This is a genomic window from Streptomyces sp. NPDC048248 (assembly GCF_043201875.1).
In the GTDB taxonomy this organism is placed as follows: Bacteria; Actinomycetota; Actinomycetes; order Streptomycetales; family Streptomycetaceae; genus Streptomyces.
On the sequence record NZ_JBICZL010000023.1, the window covers coordinates 1 to 16613 of the forward strand.

Genomic DNA, 16613 nt, shown 5'->3' on the forward strand with positions numbered 1-16613 from the left:
CCCCGATCTTCGACCTCGTCGACTACGGCATCGTCGGCGACCTCTTCGAGGTCGTCCCCGCCCTCACCGAAGAGGTCAAGACCCGCAAGGGCTGACCGCACAAGGCCGAAGGTGAGCGTGTTCCTGGGGCAACTCACGGCAAGCACCGTCCCGTTGGTGGCGCTGCCAGCAGCAACTCCAGGCCGGCCCACCCACCGCTGAGCCCCAGCGCAGCAGCCCCACAGCTGGAGCCGCTGTGGGTGTGCCGGATACGGTCGAGCCGCTCTCCAAGGCCGCGTTCGGCAGAGACCGTCATCCCTACGCCGCCGTGCCCCAAGACATGGGGCACGGCGGCAGCATTCTTGCCGACCATCAAGAGACATGCCTCCAACGGCGACCAGTCGGCCACGCAAGTGATCGCCGACTCCGCTTCCATGGCGCCCCTGGACATCGCGGAGATTCGCGCGCCGGCTCAGACGGAGGCCACGAGACCCATCACGTCAGGAGGGCGCGCCAGCGGTCGGCCGACTCCGTCATGTCCAGGACGACCCGCTCCAGGAACGTCCCTCCCCTGGCCAGCCGCTGCCCCACGGGGCTGTCGAGCCCGAACGCCTCCGCCATCGCCATCGAGGCCTGCACCGCCGCTAGCGTCTGCCGCGAGCTGAGCACGATGGAGTGGTACCAGGCCTCGTCGTCGATCACGTAGACGTCGCGACGCCGCTGCGGATCGCGCTCGCGACGAACATAGCCGTGCTGGACCAGGTAGTTCGTGGCCACGGAGACGGAGGCGGGGCTGACCTTCAGTCTGCGTGTCAGCTCGGCCGCGGTACGCCTGCCGCCCTCGGACAGCAGCAGGTCGACGTGCACGCGCGCCGTCATCCTCGGCATCCCCGACCTGACCGTCATCTCGATGACCTCCTCTCCCGTCGTATATCCCGGTGGCCCGGCCGCGCGCGGGGGTGCGGGCACGCCCCGTCGTGCCCGCTGGATGGTCGCCTGGTGCGCCTGCTGGGGCTGGTAGCCGCGGGGGCCACCGTTGCGTCCGACCTCCCGGCTGATCGTCGAGGTCGGACGGTCGAGTCGCCTCGCGATCTCGGCGTAGGAAAGCCCGCCGACGAGTCCGGCCGCGATGCGCTGGCGGTCCTGCTGAGTCAACCGTCCTCCTGGCATGTCGTCAGTATTGCCTTCGCCTCCATCCATTGCAACGCGGCATTGCATTCGAGCTCAGCGTCATTGCATCAATTTTGCGCCGTCCACCTGGGAAAACAATTCCTGACGGATTGACAGCAATTCTGAACGCAACGTAGCTTTCGAGCAATGCCGAACACGTAATATCGCGAGATGAGGAATGGCCATGGGGGAATCCCTGCACACCGTCACGACGATGCCGACGACGCGTCAACCCGGCTGCCCCTTCGACCCGCCGGCAGAGCTGATCGACGCCCGTCGGCACGGCCCCATCAGCCGCTACACCTTTCCCGGCGGAAAGCCCGGCTGGCTGGTCACCGGATACGACCTGGTCCGCTCGGTCCTCGCCGACTCACGGTTCAGCTCACGCAAGGAGCTCATGCTCCACCCGACCATCGACTACGGCGACCTCAAATCCCCTCCGGCGCCGCCCGGCGAATTCCTCCTCATGGACGAGCCCCGGCACAGCCGCTATCGGAAACCGCTGATGGGCAAGTTCACCGTGCGACGGATGCGCCTGCTCACCGAGCGCGTCGAGCAGATCACCTCCGACCACCTGGATGCCATGGAGAAGGCCGGGCCGTCGGCGGACCTGGTGACCGCGTTCGCCAAGCCCATCCCCGCCATCATGATCTGTGAGCTGCTGGGGGTGCCGTACCAGGACCGGGGCTCCTTCCAGGAGCAGGTCGACTCGTTCATGAACGGGGAGACAAGCGACGAGGAGCTGATGGCGGCCTACACCGCGACCCAGGACTACCTCGCGCAGCTGGTGGCCGCCAAGCGCGCGAACCCCACCGACGACGTGCTCAGCGACCTCACCGGCAGCGATCTGACCGACGAGGAGCTGAAGGGGATCAGCCTGATCCTGCTCGCGGCCGGTCTCGACACCACCGCGAACATGCTGGCTCTCGGAACCTTCGCCCTGCTGCAGAATCCGGAGCAACTGGCCGCACTGCGCGCCGATCCCGCGCTCGCCGACCGCGCAGTGGAGGAGCTGCTGCGGTATCTGAGCGTCGCCAAGACATTCATGAGGACGGCGCTGGAAGACGTCGAACTGGAGGGCCGGACCATCAAGGCCGGGTCGCCGGTGATCCTGTCCTACAACACCGCCAACCGTGACCCTGAGCGCTTCGCCGATCCCCACGCGCTCGACCTTCAGAGGCAGGGCGGCGGGCACCTGGCCTTCGGACACGGCATCCACCAATGCCTCGGTCAGCAGCTGGCCCGCGTCGAGATGCGGGTCGCGTTCCCTGCTCTGGTCAACCGCTTCCCCACGCTGCGCCTTGCCGTACCGGCTGAAGAGGTCGCCCTGCGCCCGGAGATCGCGGACATCTACGGAGTGAAGAGCCTCCCGGTCACCTGGGACGTGTGACCGCGAGCCAGGGACGGCGGCTGGTGCACTTCCCCACGCACGGCGCGGAGTGAGATTCGAACCGCGCTGGACGTGCCACGACGCCGCGTACCGGGAGCGTTCCAAAGCCTCGGTCTGTCGATACATCGCTTCACGCCCCAAGGCCATGTGGGTCACGCGGTGCGGACGGGACGCGCAGGTCGCTCAGCACCTGATTCCACGGCACGGATGTCTCTCTGAGCTGTATGAGGGAGGTCCGCCAACGGATCTGACGCCCAGCGGGATGCTCCGTCCGGGCACAGGCGGCCGACTCCGCCTCACCAGGGCGACATGTCTGCTGTGCGTGGATATCCTGCGAAGTGTGATCAAGCCTGGACGGCTACGCCTCCGTCGTCGCCTCGGCCGGAGGCCACTCATTCTGCTGTCTCCGGTGATCCTGACCGTTGTCATCGCCAGCCTGGCCTACGTGACTCCCCCGGAAGTGGCCTTCAGCAGGCTCCTGCCCGCAGCACCAGCCCTCGCCGCCGCCATGTGGCCCGTGCTCCCCACCGTCCTGCTGGGGACGGTCTGCCTCCTTCTCATGATCGGCCTCAGCCTCGTGTTCCCCGGCCTGGGGACGTGGTGGACCGCAGCGGGGATCGTCGCCGTCACCGTGGCGGCCGCGTACGGGAGTCATATCCGGCTCCAGCGGGAGCAGACCCTGCTCCAGGTCCGGCTCGTCGCAGACGCGGCGCAGCAGGTGGTCCTGAGCCCGATGCCGCGCCGTTTCAGGGACGTCGAGATCGAGGCGCTGTATCTCGCGGCCGCGGCGGAGGCCAGTATCGGCGGCGACTTCTACGAGGCGGTCGACACGGAGTACGGGGTCCGCCTGCTTATCGGCGATGTGCGGGGCAAGGGTCTGCCGGCTGTGGGCACGGCCGCGGCGATGGTCAATGCCTTTCGGGAGGCGGCCTACGACGAGGCCGACCTGGTCAAGATCGCCCGTCGCCTGGAGGCCAGCAGTACCCGTTACAGCGCTGCCTTTCCCCCCGAGGCCATGATGGAGCGCTTCGCCACCGCTCTTCTCGCCGAGATCCCGCACGGTGGCGGCAGTATCGGAATCCTCAACTGCGGACATCCCCCGCCGCTGCTCCTGAACCGCGGAGAAGTCCGCGCCCTGGAGCCCACCGCTCCCTCACCGCTGCTCAACCTCGCGGAGCTGATCGGTGATCACTACAGCATCGATTCCTTCGACTTCGCCCCTGGCGACCTGCTGTTCCTCTATACCGACGGTGTCGCCGAGGCCCGCGACCGCGCCGGCGAGTTCTTCTCGGTGCCGGCCTGGTTGCGTCGACAGCCCCAGGGGCGTCCCGGCGAACTGCTCAACGCCCTTCACCATGACCTCCTCCGCTACAGCACAGGCCCCCTCGACGACGACATCGCTGCCCTCGCCGTGAGCTTGGGCACCTCCCCGGAACCGATCGAGGTCCGGAGGGCGAGGGCTCACCCCGCTTAGCCTGGATCCACGCCCGCCCGTACAACGGACGCAGCGCTCGCCGACCTCCGCTTGAACAAGTCGGCAGCAGTACGAACTGCGCCACCGGCAGACGGAGAATCTGCTGTTCAGCGGCTCGCCGGGACGACGGTGGAAACCGTGCAGCGGTCTGCCGATGCCGATCAGCTGGTCAGCCCGGGCCTTTCGCCGCACACAAACGTGTGCGTACGCGTCCTGCCGTCGGCGCCCGTTCACCTGCCACCTGCCTCGCCGTGAGGAATGGTTCGGTGAGTTCCGAAGGCGCGGAAGCTCTGCGCATATGCGGGTCGAGCCCACCAACGCCAGGCGTCCGATCCGGAAGTAACGGCTCGATCCTCCTTCACCGCACGTCAGTCAACGACACCTCCAGGCCAACCACGAGATGGCGGAAGGAACTGCTCAGAGAGTTCTCCAGTATTCACGCAACCACTGGCCGTCCGGCGCGTCCCCGAGAGCAATTCCCGCGCTCCGGGCGTCCGGCACCACTGTGAGCTCGCCCCAACGCACCGGCCAGGCCAGACGCTCGTTCACTGTCCAGGCGAGAACCTCGTCCCATGACTCCATTTCTCGGCCGTCCGGAGCGATCACCACCCCCTCCTCGAACAGCGCGCACCATGTCTCGTCGTCCGGCGCGAAGTGATGCCTCTCGAAAAACCAGTAGTTGTCACCCAGCGGCTTCGGGGCCCGCGGTTTGTGGGGAAAGGTGAAGTCGCCGAGGACCTCGCCGGACCCGGCCCGGAGGAACCGCAGCGTGGTGGGACTCATCGCGACCAGCACACCGTCGGCGCCCCACAGCAGCACACCGGTCTCGGACGGGACGTCCAAGGTGCGCAGCCGCTTCGGCTCGTCCCCGTCCAGTGACCACACCTCTACCCGCCCGTCGGCCGTGAGCCAGGCTCCCGCGTCGCCGGACGGGGCCCAGGCCCACGAGTCGGCGTAGACCATGTCCTCTTCCACCGGCGTGATATCGAGGCGGTAGCGGAATCGGTCCTCGTCATAGATGAGGACCCCTGGCTGGGCCCTGGCGGCATTGCCCTCCCCCACCAGGGCCGCCAGCCGCGGCACTTCGCCCTGCATGCCCCATTGCAGTGCCGAAACGCCTTGGGTCCCGACCTCCTTCCCTCTCGGCTTGCCGGTTTCCGCGTCGAGGAAGATCAGCCCCTTGTCGTAGTGCACCAGCAGCCGGTCGTCCGGGCTCCACGCGACGAGCTCGCCGATCTCGGCCAGCCAGCTCACCTGACCGGACGAGACATCGATGGCGAATGCCTCCGTGTGGCCCCTGCTCCCGCCCTGCGCCTGCAACCGGGTGCCGTCCCGCGACCAGCGGGCCCAACCGTCTGCCTGGAGCGTGACGTCGTCGTGGGCATCCATCTCCTCGGTCCGCAGATCCTCCCGGAGCTTCTCGGCCAGCAGGAACGGGTGCGCGGGCGTGGCGTCACCGGAGGTCCAGTTCAGCTCGCCGCTGTCCATGGGGACGATGCAGCCACCCACCTCGCACCGAGTCCTGGAATTCGCGAAGAGACGTCTCCCGTCAGGCGCCAGCGCCCAGGTCTCCGGCCCGCTCGCGTCGTCCGTGATCAGGCACTGCGCGAGGGTGACGGAACCGAGGTAGGGGCTGAACGGATCGAAGACGCCGACGCGGTTGGTGTTGTACGCGAGGCCGATCCGGCGACTGTCGGCCGACCATTGGATGCTGCGCTCGTAGCCGGGCCGGCCGATGCCGCCCTCAATACCGATGGCATTGACACAGCGTCCTGTGACCATTTCCCAGATCTGCAAGGTGCCGCCGTAGTCGTTGCCGCTCAAGGTGCCGGTGGCCAGGTAGTGGCCGCAGGGGCTGAGGGCGTAATCGTTGATTTCCACCTGGTGGCCGTATGGATGGCGAAGGAGTGTGCCCTCCCTCTCTCGGAGCTCTCGCGTGGCGGCGCGGTGCTCCTCGGTGATGCCCTGCTCGCGCTCCAGTTTCAGCAGCCGCGCACGTAGGGCCACCAGATTTGAAACCGCTCCGACCTGAGGGCCGCCACGGTCGGACGCGTCCTCATCAGCGAGCAGGGCACGTAGCGCCTTGTCGTCGAATATCGGGAGGTTGCGATTCCGTGCCTCCCGGAGCTTCCGCCCCACGTTGTAGTGGAGGCTGTCCACGAACACCAGATCCGTCCGGCTGGTCACCGAGCCCGTCACCCTGGCTCCCAGTTCCTCCAGCCGTCGCTGCGCCTCGTCCTGACGCAAGCCGTCGAAGCGACCGATGAGCACGACCGTCATCCCTCGTACATCCATGCTGCAGACCGTAGCCGTAGCCGCTGACAACGGCCTTGCCATGACATTCAACAGCCGGTTCAGGGGCGGAGGTTGAAGTGTGCGGGGAATGCGCCGGGGACTGGATTCGCTGCCACTGCGCTCTGCGGCACTCTGCACTACCGCGGCCTGCTGTTCGGCCTCTCATCGACGAGGGCGGGCTCGACGGGCTGCCGACGGTGTACATGGCTGCGCGACCCGCACCCCCGACGGCGGCGGTCACTTGGTCGGCGGCCGCACGGTCGACAACCCGGAACAGGGTGCTGCTTCAGGGGGCCTTTTGGGGTAACTACGCCGGGGGCACGGAACGGATCGCGGAGATATCGAACTGCAGCCGGACTTTCTCGCTGACCATGGCGCCGCCCGCTTCCAGGCGCTGGTTGTAGACCAAGCCCCAATCGGTGCGGTCGATGGTGGTCGTGGCGTCAAAGCCGGCCCGCTCGATGCCGAACGGGTCCAGGACCGAGCCGAGGTAGTCGAGTTGCAGCTCGACGGGCCCGGTGATGCCGCGAATTGTCAGATCCCCTGTCATGCGGAAGCTCTCCCCGCCCTCATGGATCGTGGAGGTGCTGCGAAAGACCATCTCCGGGTAGCGGTGTGCGTCGAAGAAGTCGGTGCCGATGAGGTGTGCGTCCCGCTGGTCCACGCCCGTGTCGACACTGGCGACCCGAATGACGAGTTCGGCCCGGGAGCGGGAGGGCCGGGCTCCGTCGAAATAGAGCGTGCTGTCGTAATCGGTGAAAGCACCCCGCACCGTCGTCACCATGGCATGCCGCACAGAGAATCCGATGCGACTGTGCGGACGGTCGATCGTCCATTGCCCGGTCAGCGCACGAAGTGCGGGGTCGAGCGCGACTCCGGTGGCATCGCCCTCCGGAAAAGGCGTACGGGGGCCAACAGCCGGGGTCGGCTCGATAGTCGCGCTCTGGCGACGGCTGAAGATACCCATGCGGTCGTAACCCTCCTCGAAACGAATTTCTCCGTGCTATCACGGCATAGGCAGGCTCTACATAGCGGGATGGACCGTCTCGTCCGGATTTCATGCCGCCGACTGCAAAGATGCACAGGATCAACACGAATATTGATGCACTGTCCGGCAGCTCTGTGTCACGTATTGTCACCTTGGCGCTCGCCTGGCTCGCCAAAATCCCGGAGGGGCACCACCCGTAGCGGCGAAACCGGGCCACGGGTGGCCCGGAGCCTGAGGTGATGCTCTGGAATGAGCCGACGGCCGGCCGCCCCACCCGCCGAACTCGCCGAATCGCCGTACTCGCCGACAAACTGCACGACTTACGAGCCGACTGCACTTGGTAGGCGTTTCGCGAAGCCCATCTGCGAACAGTGCGGCGGGTGTTCTCGTGGTCATCGGCGGAGGGCCCCCACGCGGGCGAGGTCGCCTGAGTGGACACTGCTGTCGTCCTACGAAGAGGCGGCAGCGGAGAGGGCGAACCCCGTGTAGCCACCTCGGGCCACGGCGTCGCACTCCTCCCGGTAGCGGTCCAGCCCGCCCGCGTAGGCCAGGAACACATGGGCTTTGCCCGGTACGTTCGCTCCCCTGTACCAGGATTCCGCGGCCGGGTAGAGCGTCCGGGCAGCGACGTCCGCCACACGGACCCCCCAGTCCGCCTCGGCACCCGCAATGGCGTCGATCTCCGTGAGGCCGTTCCTCCGAAGATGGGCGATGCAGTCAGTGATCCACTCCACCTGCTGCTCCAGGGAAACCGCGATGTTGGTGAGCACGGACGGGCTGAGGGGACCCAGGACAGTGAAGAGGTTGGGGAAACCGGCCGAGACGAGCCCCAGGTAGTTCTGCGGGCCGTCCGCCCATTTGTCCCGGAGTGTTGCGCCGTCCTTGCCCACGATGTCGATGGCTAGCTGAGAGCCGGTCAGGGCGTCGAATCCGGTGGCGAAGACAATCGCGTCGAAGTCGTGCTCCCGGTCCGTGGTCCGGATGCCCCGGGGCGTGATCGTCTCGATGGGGGTCGCGCGCAGGTCCACCAGCGTGACGTGCGGCCTGTTGTAGGTGGCGTAGTAGCCGGTGTCCAGGCAGGGTCGCTTGGTCGCGAAGGGGAACGTGCGTGGGGAGAGCAGTTCCGCTGTCGCCGGGTCGGTGACGATCGACCGGATCTTGGACCGGACGAACTCGGCCACCGTCTCGTTGGCCGTCTCGTCGGTCAGGATGTCGGTGTAGGTGCGCAGCAATCCGCTCAGCAGGCCCGAATCCCAGGCCGCCTCGTAGGCGGCTGTGCGCTCCGCCTCGTCCGCTTCCAGGGCCGAACCGGTCGGCGGCTCGAAGACGGTCCCGCCCCGGGACAGCCGCTGGGCCCGCCGGAACTCCGGGTATCGGGCCTTGAGCTCCGCTATCTCGGTTCCGAAAAGGGGGCGGTTGTGGGCCGGCAGGGCGTAGGCCGGGGTGCGTTGGAAGACGGTGAGGGAGGCCGCCTCCTCGGCGATGATGGGGATGGCCTGGACGCCTGAGCATCCGGTGCCGATCACGGCGACCCGCTTGCCGGCGAAGGAGACGTCCTCGCGCGGCCAGCGGGCGGTGTGGAAGGTGGCGCCCGTGAAGCTGTCGGCCCCGGGGACCCCTGGGTCCTTGGGCACCGACATGCAGCCCGACGCCAGCACGACGAACCGGGCGGTGACGGTCCGTCCGGTGTCCGTGGAGACGTGCCAGACGTGGGCCGCCTCGTCGTAAACGGCTCGGGTGACCCGGGTGCGCAAGGTGACGTCCTTGCGTAAGTCGAACCGGTCGGCGACGTGGTGGATGTAGCGCAGGATCTCCGGCTGAGACGCGTAGCGCTCGCTCCACTCCCATTCCTGGTCCAGTTCCGGGGAGAAGGAGTAGGAGTAGGACATGCTCTCGACGTCACAACGGGCCCCCGGGTACCGGTTCCAGTACCACGTGCCGCCGAGGTCCTCACCGGCCTCGAAGACCACTGTCGTCAGGCCCAGTTCACGCAGCCGGTGGAGTTGGTAGAGGCCGGAGAGCCCCGCCCCGACCACGACGGCGTCGACCGGGTGGGTGGCGGAAGGCGGGACGGGGGTGTTGTCCATCGAGTTCTCCTGTCTCCTCGCACGAGGTCGCGTGACCGCGCGGTGTGCGGTGTGCGGGGCGCGTGCGGTCGTCGTGCGGAGGGCGGGGCGAAGGCGTGGGCGGGTAGGGCGTAGGGGCGGCGTCGGCATCCTGCTCTGAACTTCCGGTGTTACGAAAGCCCGTACCGTGTCCAACGGCCGCGGTTCCGAGCCGGTTCCCCCGTTCACCGCAAGAGTCCGCGTCCGCGCTGATGGCCCGCCCTCCCCCGGCCCGCTCGCCTTCTCGTCCCCGACGCCCCACACTCGCGAGTGCGCTCAGGCTCAGGTCCCTTAGCGACGCGCCCACTTGCCGACCGCCGTAGTTATGTTGGCGGTCGGCACCCGACCAGTGATGCCGCCCAAGGCGACCCGACGCAATCCGACGAGAAACTCTCGGGGCCGCCGCCCAGCCGGCTCACGACCGGCCGTGCCGCCGTGCCGACCGGCCGTGCCGGACCAGGACGGTGACGATCGCCGCCAGGAAGAGGAGCTGGGTGGCTGTTCGTGGCCCGAGCTGGTCCCACCAGGGGACGTCGGCGCCGGCCGCGTACACATTGGCAGGGAACATCACGACCAGCAGCAGGCCGAGCACGGCGGCCGAGACCCGGGCCGTCCTCGACCACAACAGGCCGATCGCACAGCCGAGTTCAGCGGCGCCGGTCAAGGTGACGAGCAGCCCGGGGAAGGGCAGGGCCGGCGGCACCATCGCGATGAGCTGCTCGCGCATGCCGATGAAGTGTGCGCCGCCGGTGAGGGCGAACATTGCGGCCAGTCCGCCGCGCAGGGCGACGTCCGGACGCCGGAGCCGTGTTGCTCCGAGCGCCCCGGCGAGCAGCAGCAGGCCGGTGACGGCGGCGAGGGTGAGGAGGGGTTCCACTGGTGTCCTTCCGTCTCAGCCGGACTCGCCGGTCACCGCGGCGGCCGACCTGCCGACGGTCTCCGGGTCGATCTGCTGGATCTGGACGACGACGCCGTCCGGGTCGGTGACACGGAGGCTGCGGCCGAAGTCCTCGTCGACGATTTCGTAGGCGTAGCCGGTGCGTTCGAGCCGCTCCGCGACCTCCTCCAACGGCTCGTCCGTCGTGAAGCCGAGTTCGGCGGTGCCGGGCGGGCGGCCCTTCGACACTGCCGCGTCGTGGATGCCTACGGCGCCGGCGGCGGCGGTCAGCCGGACCCAGACGGCCGCGCCCGGCTCCTGCCGCACGCCGAGCCCCAGCCCGGCGTAGAAGTTCCGCGACGCCTCGACGTCGGCCACATACCTGATGGGAAGAACGGTCAACATGGTGTACCTCGCTCTGATGTCTCCGAGTGGTGCGGACAGCGTCGCGCCGGACGCCCTGGCGGGCGCTGTAGATTCGCCGGGAACGACGCGATCCGCAGTCCGGAGGGGGCAAGGTGACGCAATCCGTCATGCTCGACGCATTGGACCGTCGCCTGGTCCACGCGCTTCAGCTGGACGGACGGGCGCCGTTCAGCAGGATCGCCGCCGTGCTCGGGGTGCCGGAGCGCACCGTGGCGCGCCGCTACCACCGGCTGCGGTCCGCCCTGGTCGTCCGGGTCGTGGGACTTGTCGACAGCTCGCGCATCGGCATGCTCGACTGGTTCGTCCGCGTCGACTGCGCACCCGACGCGGTGGACGCGCTGATCGCCGCCCTGGCCCAGCGGGATGACACCTCATGGGTCGCCGCGCTCGCCGGTGGAAACCATCTGGCCTGCATGGTCCGCACTCCAGGTACAGGCGCGGACGGTGGGCGTCCGTTCTTCGAGCACATCGGCCGTACCCCAGGGGTGCGGGATATGGAGGCGAGCTGCGTCCTGCGGCCGGTTGCCGGGGTCGGAGGATGGGCGGGCCGGACGAGCGCCCTGAGCGAGGACGAGGAAGCCACGCTGCGTCGGCTGGCGGCATTGGACGACCGGGAGGTACGGCAGGAGGTTGTCGGCGAGCCGGAGGACGGGGGCAGGTCGGTCGAAGGCGGCGGGCCGGTCGACCGGGACGAGGCTGACTTCCGGCTGGTGGGCGAGCTGGCCAGGGACGGCCGGGCGGACGTGCGACGGCTGGCAGCCACCACCGGGTGGTCGGCTTCGACCGTGCGCCGCCGCATCGCACGGCTGCGGGCATCCGGGGTAGTGCACTTCGAGGTGGACGTGGACCCCGCCCACTTCGGCTCCCCCATCGAGGCGCTGCTGTGGCTGGAGGTGACGCCTGCGGCGCTCGGCGCGGTGGCGGACGCGTTGTCCCACCACGCGCCGGTCGCCTTCGCCGCCGTCACCACAGGTCCCGCGTCCGTCTTCGCCATGGTTCAGTGCCGCGACACCGGCGCCCTGTACGACTACCTCGCCCGCGAGCTGAGCGATCTGCCAGGCATCGGCCGCACGGAGACCGCCCTCGTACAGCGCCGCACCAAGCGGGCGGGCCCCCTGCTCGTACCGATCCCGCCGGCAGGGCGCGGACGAAGAGCCTGAAGCCCTGCGGAGCCTGATGTGGGCGGCGCCATCGTGGCGTGCTTCAGCTGACGTGCGACGTTCGAACTCTCAACTGTTGTGCGGAGCAAGGCATACGGCCCGCAGCGGCGGCGAACCGCAAGGCTGCGGACCAGGCCACCACACGGATGCACGTGCCGGCTGCGAGGGCCCCACCCAAGCACCTTGACCTAAAGCATTGTTGAGGTCCTAACGTCATCGGTCATTGGATCACCGCCTGATGACGGGAGAACAGTTCATGATCCTCGTGACCGGAGCCACCGGAAATATAGGAAGCGCCCTCTTGCGAGAGCTCCATACGTTCGGCGCCGGACCGCTGAGGGGACTCACCCGTGACACTGCACGGGCAGCGTTCCCGGAAGGGGTCGAGGCAATTGCGGGTGACTTCGCTCAAACGGCTTCGCTGAAGCCCGCGTTGAAGGGGGTGCGATCGCTGTTTCTTGTGTCTCGCATGGGTTCGGACGCAGAGATCATCGAGTCGGCCCGGCGGGCAGGCGTGGAACACGTGGTGCTGGTGTCGTCCATCGCCGTCCAGACCCATCGGCACCTGGGGCCTGCCCGCGAGAACCTGGCTGTCGAGGAGATGCTCAAGGACAGCGGTATGTCGTGGACGATCCTGCGGCCGACGCAGTTCGCCTCGAATGCCCTGTGGTGGGCGGGAGTGATCCGCGAGTACGAGACGGTCCGCGTGCCGTATGCGGATGTCGGCCTCCCGACGATCCACCCCGCAGACATCGCATCGGTGGCTCGGGCGGCACTGATCGAATCCGGCCACCAGGGCCGGACATACGCACTGACCGGTCCGGAACGGATCACCGCCCGGCAGCAGGTCGGGACGATCGCGGCCGTACTGGGGCGTGAAGTGCCCTTCGCCGTGATCAGCCGACCCGAAGCGCATCGCCAGATGGCCGTCTTCCTTGGCGACGAAGCGGCGGACGCAGTGATCGACTTGACGGGCGGCGACGTCAACGACGAGATGCTCAGGGTGCGCGACACCGCTTCCCGGATCATCGGCGCCCCGGGCAGGACGTTTCGGCAATGGGTCTCGGAGAATGCCGCCGCTTTCCACTGAGCCGCTGTTCCGGGGCAGGCGTTTCAGGACCATGACCATTCCCCGGCCGGTGGACAGAGCTCCGGCCCTCGCTGCAGTAGGCCGGAAACGTGCGTATTGAATGTGCGTACTGAAAGGCTCGCAGTCGGCGACGGTGTTCGGCAGGGACTCGACGTCCGCCAGTGGCAGGGTTTCGGCGTAGCCGGATGGTGTCCGGTTCATGACGGTCTATCGGGACCCCTTCCGGCGCGTCACGGTGCGGAACCGGGCTGTAGGACGTGCGGGGTTCGCCGGCTGTGTGAGGCATCCCTCTCCCGTCGTCGTGGCGTTGATGGCCTGGGAGGGTGACCATGTAGTCATGACCTCCTCGCCCCGCCCCCCGCACGTCGGTGGCCGACCGGATCCGACGGGCGGGACTACCCCGCTCGGTGGAGAGTCCACTCCCGCCCGCGGGTACCTGCTGGACAACGCGCGCGCCGAGGCGGGCGAGCGATTCGTTTGGCTGGCCGAGCTGTTCGACGGTGTGACGCGCGGGCACTTCGATCGACTGGGAGTCGGCGCCGGCTCGCGCTGCTGGGAAGTGGGGGCCGGCGGCCGCAGTATCCCCGAGGCGCTCGCGGCGGCCGTCGGCCCGACCGGGCACGTGCTGACCACGGACATCGACCCGTCGTGGCTGAAGGCGGGCGACGGGTACGAGGTGCGCCGGCACGACGTCGCCGCTGATCCGCCCCCGGAGCCGGGGACGTTCGATCTGGTGCACGCCCGGCTCGTGCTGGTCCATGTACCCGACCGAGCTCGCGCGTTGGCCACGATGGCGGCAGCGCTAAGGCCCGGCGGCTGGCTGCTGGTCGAGGACGCCGATACCGCTCTGCAGCCACTGGCGTGCCTGGACGACAGCGGCCCTGCGCAGCGGCGGGCCAACCGGCTGCGCGACGCGGTCCGGGAGCTGCTGACGCGCCGCGGCGCGGACCTGCGCTACGGCCGGACACTGCCGCGTGCATTGCGTGAGGCCGGCTTGGTGGATGTCGCCGCGACGGGCTCCTTCCCGGTCGGCGGGCCGGCCTGCGACCAGCTGGAGGCGGCGACCATCCGGCACGTGCGCGGCGAGCTGCTCGCGGCCGGCCTGGCCGACGACGCCGAGATCGACGCGCACCTGGCCGCCATCCACGCGGGCGAACTCGACCTGACACTCGCGCCGCTGATCTCGGCCTGGGGACGCCGTCCGGCCGAGCACCCTCCGGCACTCGGGTAGGAGCGGATCCAGGCGTTGTCCGACCTGCCCACGAGCGATGTTCGTGGAGGGAGGCCAGGCAGCTCGCGCAGGTGCGCGCTGCGCGTCACCGGAGCTGGGGCGGGACCTCGCCATCTGCACCTACCTGACTGATTTTTCAGTCGAAGGGTCGGATCGAACGCCCATCCGGCGAGAAGGTGCGATCCGTTGGTACGGCGGAGGATGCCCGAAGGCGCCCGAGGCTACTTTTCCCGCAGCAGTGCCAGTTCAGCGTCGATGGCGCCGCGCACCAGGTCACGCGCATGGTCGAGCTGCACTCCGCCGCTGAGCCAGCGCATGCTGAGACCTTCCAGCAGGGCCGTGAGGCGCTCGCCGGCGGCGGCCAGGGCCGGTGCCGGTGCCATGGGCCGCACCTGACCGAGTAGGGCAGCCACCTCCTGCACCCACACCAGAGTCGCCCGGGCGAGATCCTCGCGCAGCACCTCGTCGAAGACGGCACTCGCCCTCAACTCCCCCCAGGCTGAGCTGTTTTCCCTGACCTCCGAGGTGTCCTGCAGTTCCAGGAGGAGGGTCTCTTCCAGTTCCGCGCGGGGGGTGAGCGGTTCGGCGCCGGAGTCGCGACCCGTCGTGTAGCGCTCGGCGCGGTCGTTGATGAACTCAAGCGTGTGGCGCAGGATCCCGGTGCGGTCCTTGAAGTGGTAGTAGATCAGCCCCGTCGAGACACCGGCCTCGGCGGCGAGCTCTTCGACGCGCAGGCCGCGGACCCCGCGACGGGCGATCAGCCGTGCGGCCGCTTCGAGGATCTGAGTAGTGCGAGGCGCCATGGATCCGAACCCTACCGGGCAGGGAACGGCCCGGTGATCTCCGGGACCGGCAACCGAAGTGTGCAGCAGCGCGGCCGGTACCCACTCTTTGACTGAATTTTCAGTTTGTGTAAGAGTCGAGACGGGGAGCGGCTCTGTCCGCATCGCGCCCTTCACGTGCCACGCCCGTCCGCACCGCGCTCGTCGAGCGTCACGCCATGCCGACGGATAACTTGACCCCGTCACGATGGTTGGAGTTTTCACCGTGTCCGTTCCGCTCACTTCCCGCCGATCAGCGCTTCGCACACTCGCCGGGGTCAGCGCTGTCGCCCTGGGCGCCTCGGCGTGCGACCCGGGCGGCGGAACGGCGGGGGCCGCAAGCGCTGCCGCTGACGAGGACACGACAGCCAAGGAGTTGCGCATGGGTGCCGAATGGGAGAGTCACGCGCGTACCTTCATGTCGTGGCCCGCGCTCGATTCGGTGTGGGAGGCGGACCTCCGCTACGTGCGCGAGGACATCGCGCGCGTCGCCCGCGCCATCGCGGAGTACGAGTACGTCGTGATGATGGCCAGGCCCCACCAGCAGGCGGCCGCGCAGAAGGCCTGCGGGCGCGACGTCGAGGTCATTCCGCTGGCCGTCGACGACCTCTGGGCCCGCGACATCGTGCCGGTCTTCGTCGAACGGGACGGCGACGTCATCGGCATCGACTTCAACTTCAACGGGTGGGGCAACAAGCAACAGCACACGAACGACGCCCGGGTGGGCCGCGCTCTCCTGTCCAAGTACGGCATCCCCCGCGAGAAGGCGCCCCTCGTCGCCGAGGGAGGGGCCATTGAGACCGACGGCGAAGGCACCCTCCTCATCACCGAGAGCTCGATCGTCAACAACAACCGCAACCGCGGAAAGAGCCGGGATCAGATCGAGGCCGAGCTCAAGCAGACGCTGGGCATCAAGAAGGTGATCTGGCTGGCCGGCGTACGCGGCGAGGACATCACCGACGCGCACGTGGACAGCCTCGTTCGCTTCACCGAGCCCGGCGTGGTGCTCCTGGACAGGGCCTTCCCCGGAACGCCCGCCGACTCCTGGTCACGCGCGGCGGACCAGGCGAAGGCCGTACTCAGCAAGGCCACCGATGCCAGGGGCCGGCCCTTCGAGATCATCGATCTGCCCCAGCCCGACCTGGACAAAATCACCGGCGAGGGCGATGACTTCGTGTCGACCTACGCCAACTTCTACGTCGCCAACGACTCCGTCTTCATGCCCGAGTTCGGCGACCGGAAGGCCGACAATCGCGCCCGGAGCATCCTGCAGGAGCACTTCCCCAAGCGCGACATCGTGCCGGTCCGGATCGACACCATCGCCTCCGGTGGCGGCGGTATCCACTGCTCCACCCACGACGAGCCCGGCAAACCCGTCGACTGATTTCCGGCCCGCTCACGGAACCCAGCGGTCCCGATGCGACGCCCCCGTACCGCCGCAGACTGCTGATCGCGGGCCGGTCCTGCGCCGTGGCGGCGGGGGCCTCGCCTCGGGAGGGATCGATGCGCGGCACCTGGACCGGTTGCGGAGCGCGCGGCTGGTCGCGGAGGTGGAGCAGGGGCGGTTCCGCGCAACGTGAGTTCGTGGCGGTCGCCCGGATTACAGA

13 protein-coding genes are annotated in these 16613 nt (G+C 68.5%); 6 read left to right on the plus strand and 7 right to left on the minus strand.

Annotation, left to right across the window (positions count from 1 at the left end; all coding sequences use genetic code 11):
• Positions 1-474 precede the first annotated feature (474 nt).
• A complete protein-coding gene (locus ACGFZW_RS34060) occupies positions 475-1134 on the minus strand; it encodes a helix-turn-helix domain-containing protein (protein ID WP_393897176.1) in 660 nt (219 codons plus the stop codon).
• Positions 1135-1333: 199 nt separating this feature from the next.
• On the opposite strand from ACGFZW_RS34060, the gene ACGFZW_RS34065 reads away from it, so the two are divergent.
• Both ACGFZW_RS34065 and ACGFZW_RS34070 read left to right on the plus strand, forming a co-directional pair.
• Positions 1334-2539 carry a cytochrome P450 gene (locus tag ACGFZW_RS34065; protein WP_393897177.1) on the plus strand — a complete coding sequence of 402 codons (1206 nt, stop codon included), beginning with the start codon at positions 1334-1336 and terminating at the stop codon, positions 2537-2539.
• A 409-nt stretch (positions 2540-2948) separates the two neighbouring features.
• On the plus strand, positions 2949-4013 hold the full coding sequence (locus ACGFZW_RS34070) for a PP2C family protein-serine/threonine phosphatase (protein ID WP_393897178.1): 1065 nt from the start codon (positions 2949-2951) through the stop codon (positions 4011-4013).
• Positions 4014-4430: 417 nt separating this feature from the next.
• On the opposite strand, the gene ACGFZW_RS34075 is transcribed toward ACGFZW_RS34070, so the two are convergent.
• The 5 genes from ACGFZW_RS34075 to ACGFZW_RS34095 form a co-directional block, all read right to left on the minus strand.
• On the minus strand, positions 4431-6308 hold the full coding sequence (locus tag ACGFZW_RS34075) for a BRCT domain-containing protein (protein WP_393897179.1): 1878 nt from the start codon (positions 6306-6308) through the stop codon (positions 4431-4433).
• A 307-nt stretch (positions 6309-6615) separates the two neighbouring features.
• Positions 6616-7275, minus strand: a complete 660-nt coding sequence (locus tag ACGFZW_RS34080) for a YceI family protein (RefSeq protein WP_393897180.1) — start codon at positions 7273-7275, stop codon at positions 6616-6618.
• A gap of 470 nt (positions 7276-7745) precedes the next feature.
• Positions 7746-9383 (minus strand): flavin-containing monooxygenase, encoded by a 1638-nt coding sequence (locus tag ACGFZW_RS34085; protein ID WP_393897181.1) that lies wholly within the window; start codon positions 9381-9383, stop codon positions 7746-7748.
• A 433-nt stretch (positions 9384-9816) separates the two neighbouring features.
• Positions 9817-10278, minus strand: coding sequence for a hypothetical protein (locus ACGFZW_RS34090; RefSeq protein WP_393897182.1), 462 nt, complete (start codon positions 10276-10278; stop codon positions 9817-9819).
• Between the two features lie 15 nt (positions 10279-10293).
• A complete protein-coding gene (locus tag ACGFZW_RS34095) occupies positions 10294-10683 on the minus strand; it encodes a VOC family protein (RefSeq protein WP_393897183.1) in 390 nt (129 codons plus the stop codon).
• A 128-nt stretch (positions 10684-10811) separates the two neighbouring features.
• Between ACGFZW_RS34095 and ACGFZW_RS34100 the strand changes: the two genes are divergently transcribed.
• From ACGFZW_RS34100 to ACGFZW_RS34110, 3 genes are all read left to right on the plus strand, one after another.
• Positions 10812-11864: an Lrp/AsnC family transcriptional regulator gene (locus tag ACGFZW_RS34100; protein ID WP_393897184.1), complete on the plus strand. Its 1053-nt coding sequence runs from the start codon at positions 10812-10814 to the stop codon at positions 11862-11864.
• Between the two features lie 256 nt (positions 11865-12120).
• A complete protein-coding gene (locus tag ACGFZW_RS34105) occupies positions 12121-12954 on the plus strand; it encodes an SDR family oxidoreductase (RefSeq protein WP_393897231.1) in 834 nt (277 codons plus the stop codon).
• 337 nt (positions 12955-13291) lie between these two features.
• Positions 13292-14185 carry a methyltransferase domain-containing protein gene (locus ACGFZW_RS34110; RefSeq protein ID WP_393897185.1) on the plus strand — a complete coding sequence of 298 codons (894 nt, stop codon included), beginning with the start codon at positions 13292-13294 and terminating at the stop codon, positions 14183-14185.
• 221 nt (positions 14186-14406) lie between these two features.
• Here ACGFZW_RS34110 and ACGFZW_RS34115 read toward each other — a convergent pair whose 3' ends face one another.
• Positions 14407-14988 (minus strand): TetR/AcrR family transcriptional regulator, encoded by a 582-nt coding sequence (locus ACGFZW_RS34115; RefSeq protein ID WP_393897186.1) that lies wholly within the window; start codon positions 14986-14988, stop codon positions 14407-14409.
• A gap of 226 nt (positions 14989-15214) precedes the next feature.
• Here ACGFZW_RS34115 and ACGFZW_RS34120 point away from each other — a divergent pair, with 226 nt between their 5' ends.
• Complete coding sequence (locus ACGFZW_RS34120) at positions 15215-16390, plus strand: agmatine deiminase family protein (RefSeq protein ID WP_393897187.1); 1176 nt, start codon at positions 15215-15217, stop codon at positions 16388-16390.
• Positions 16391-16613 lie beyond the last annotated feature (223 nt).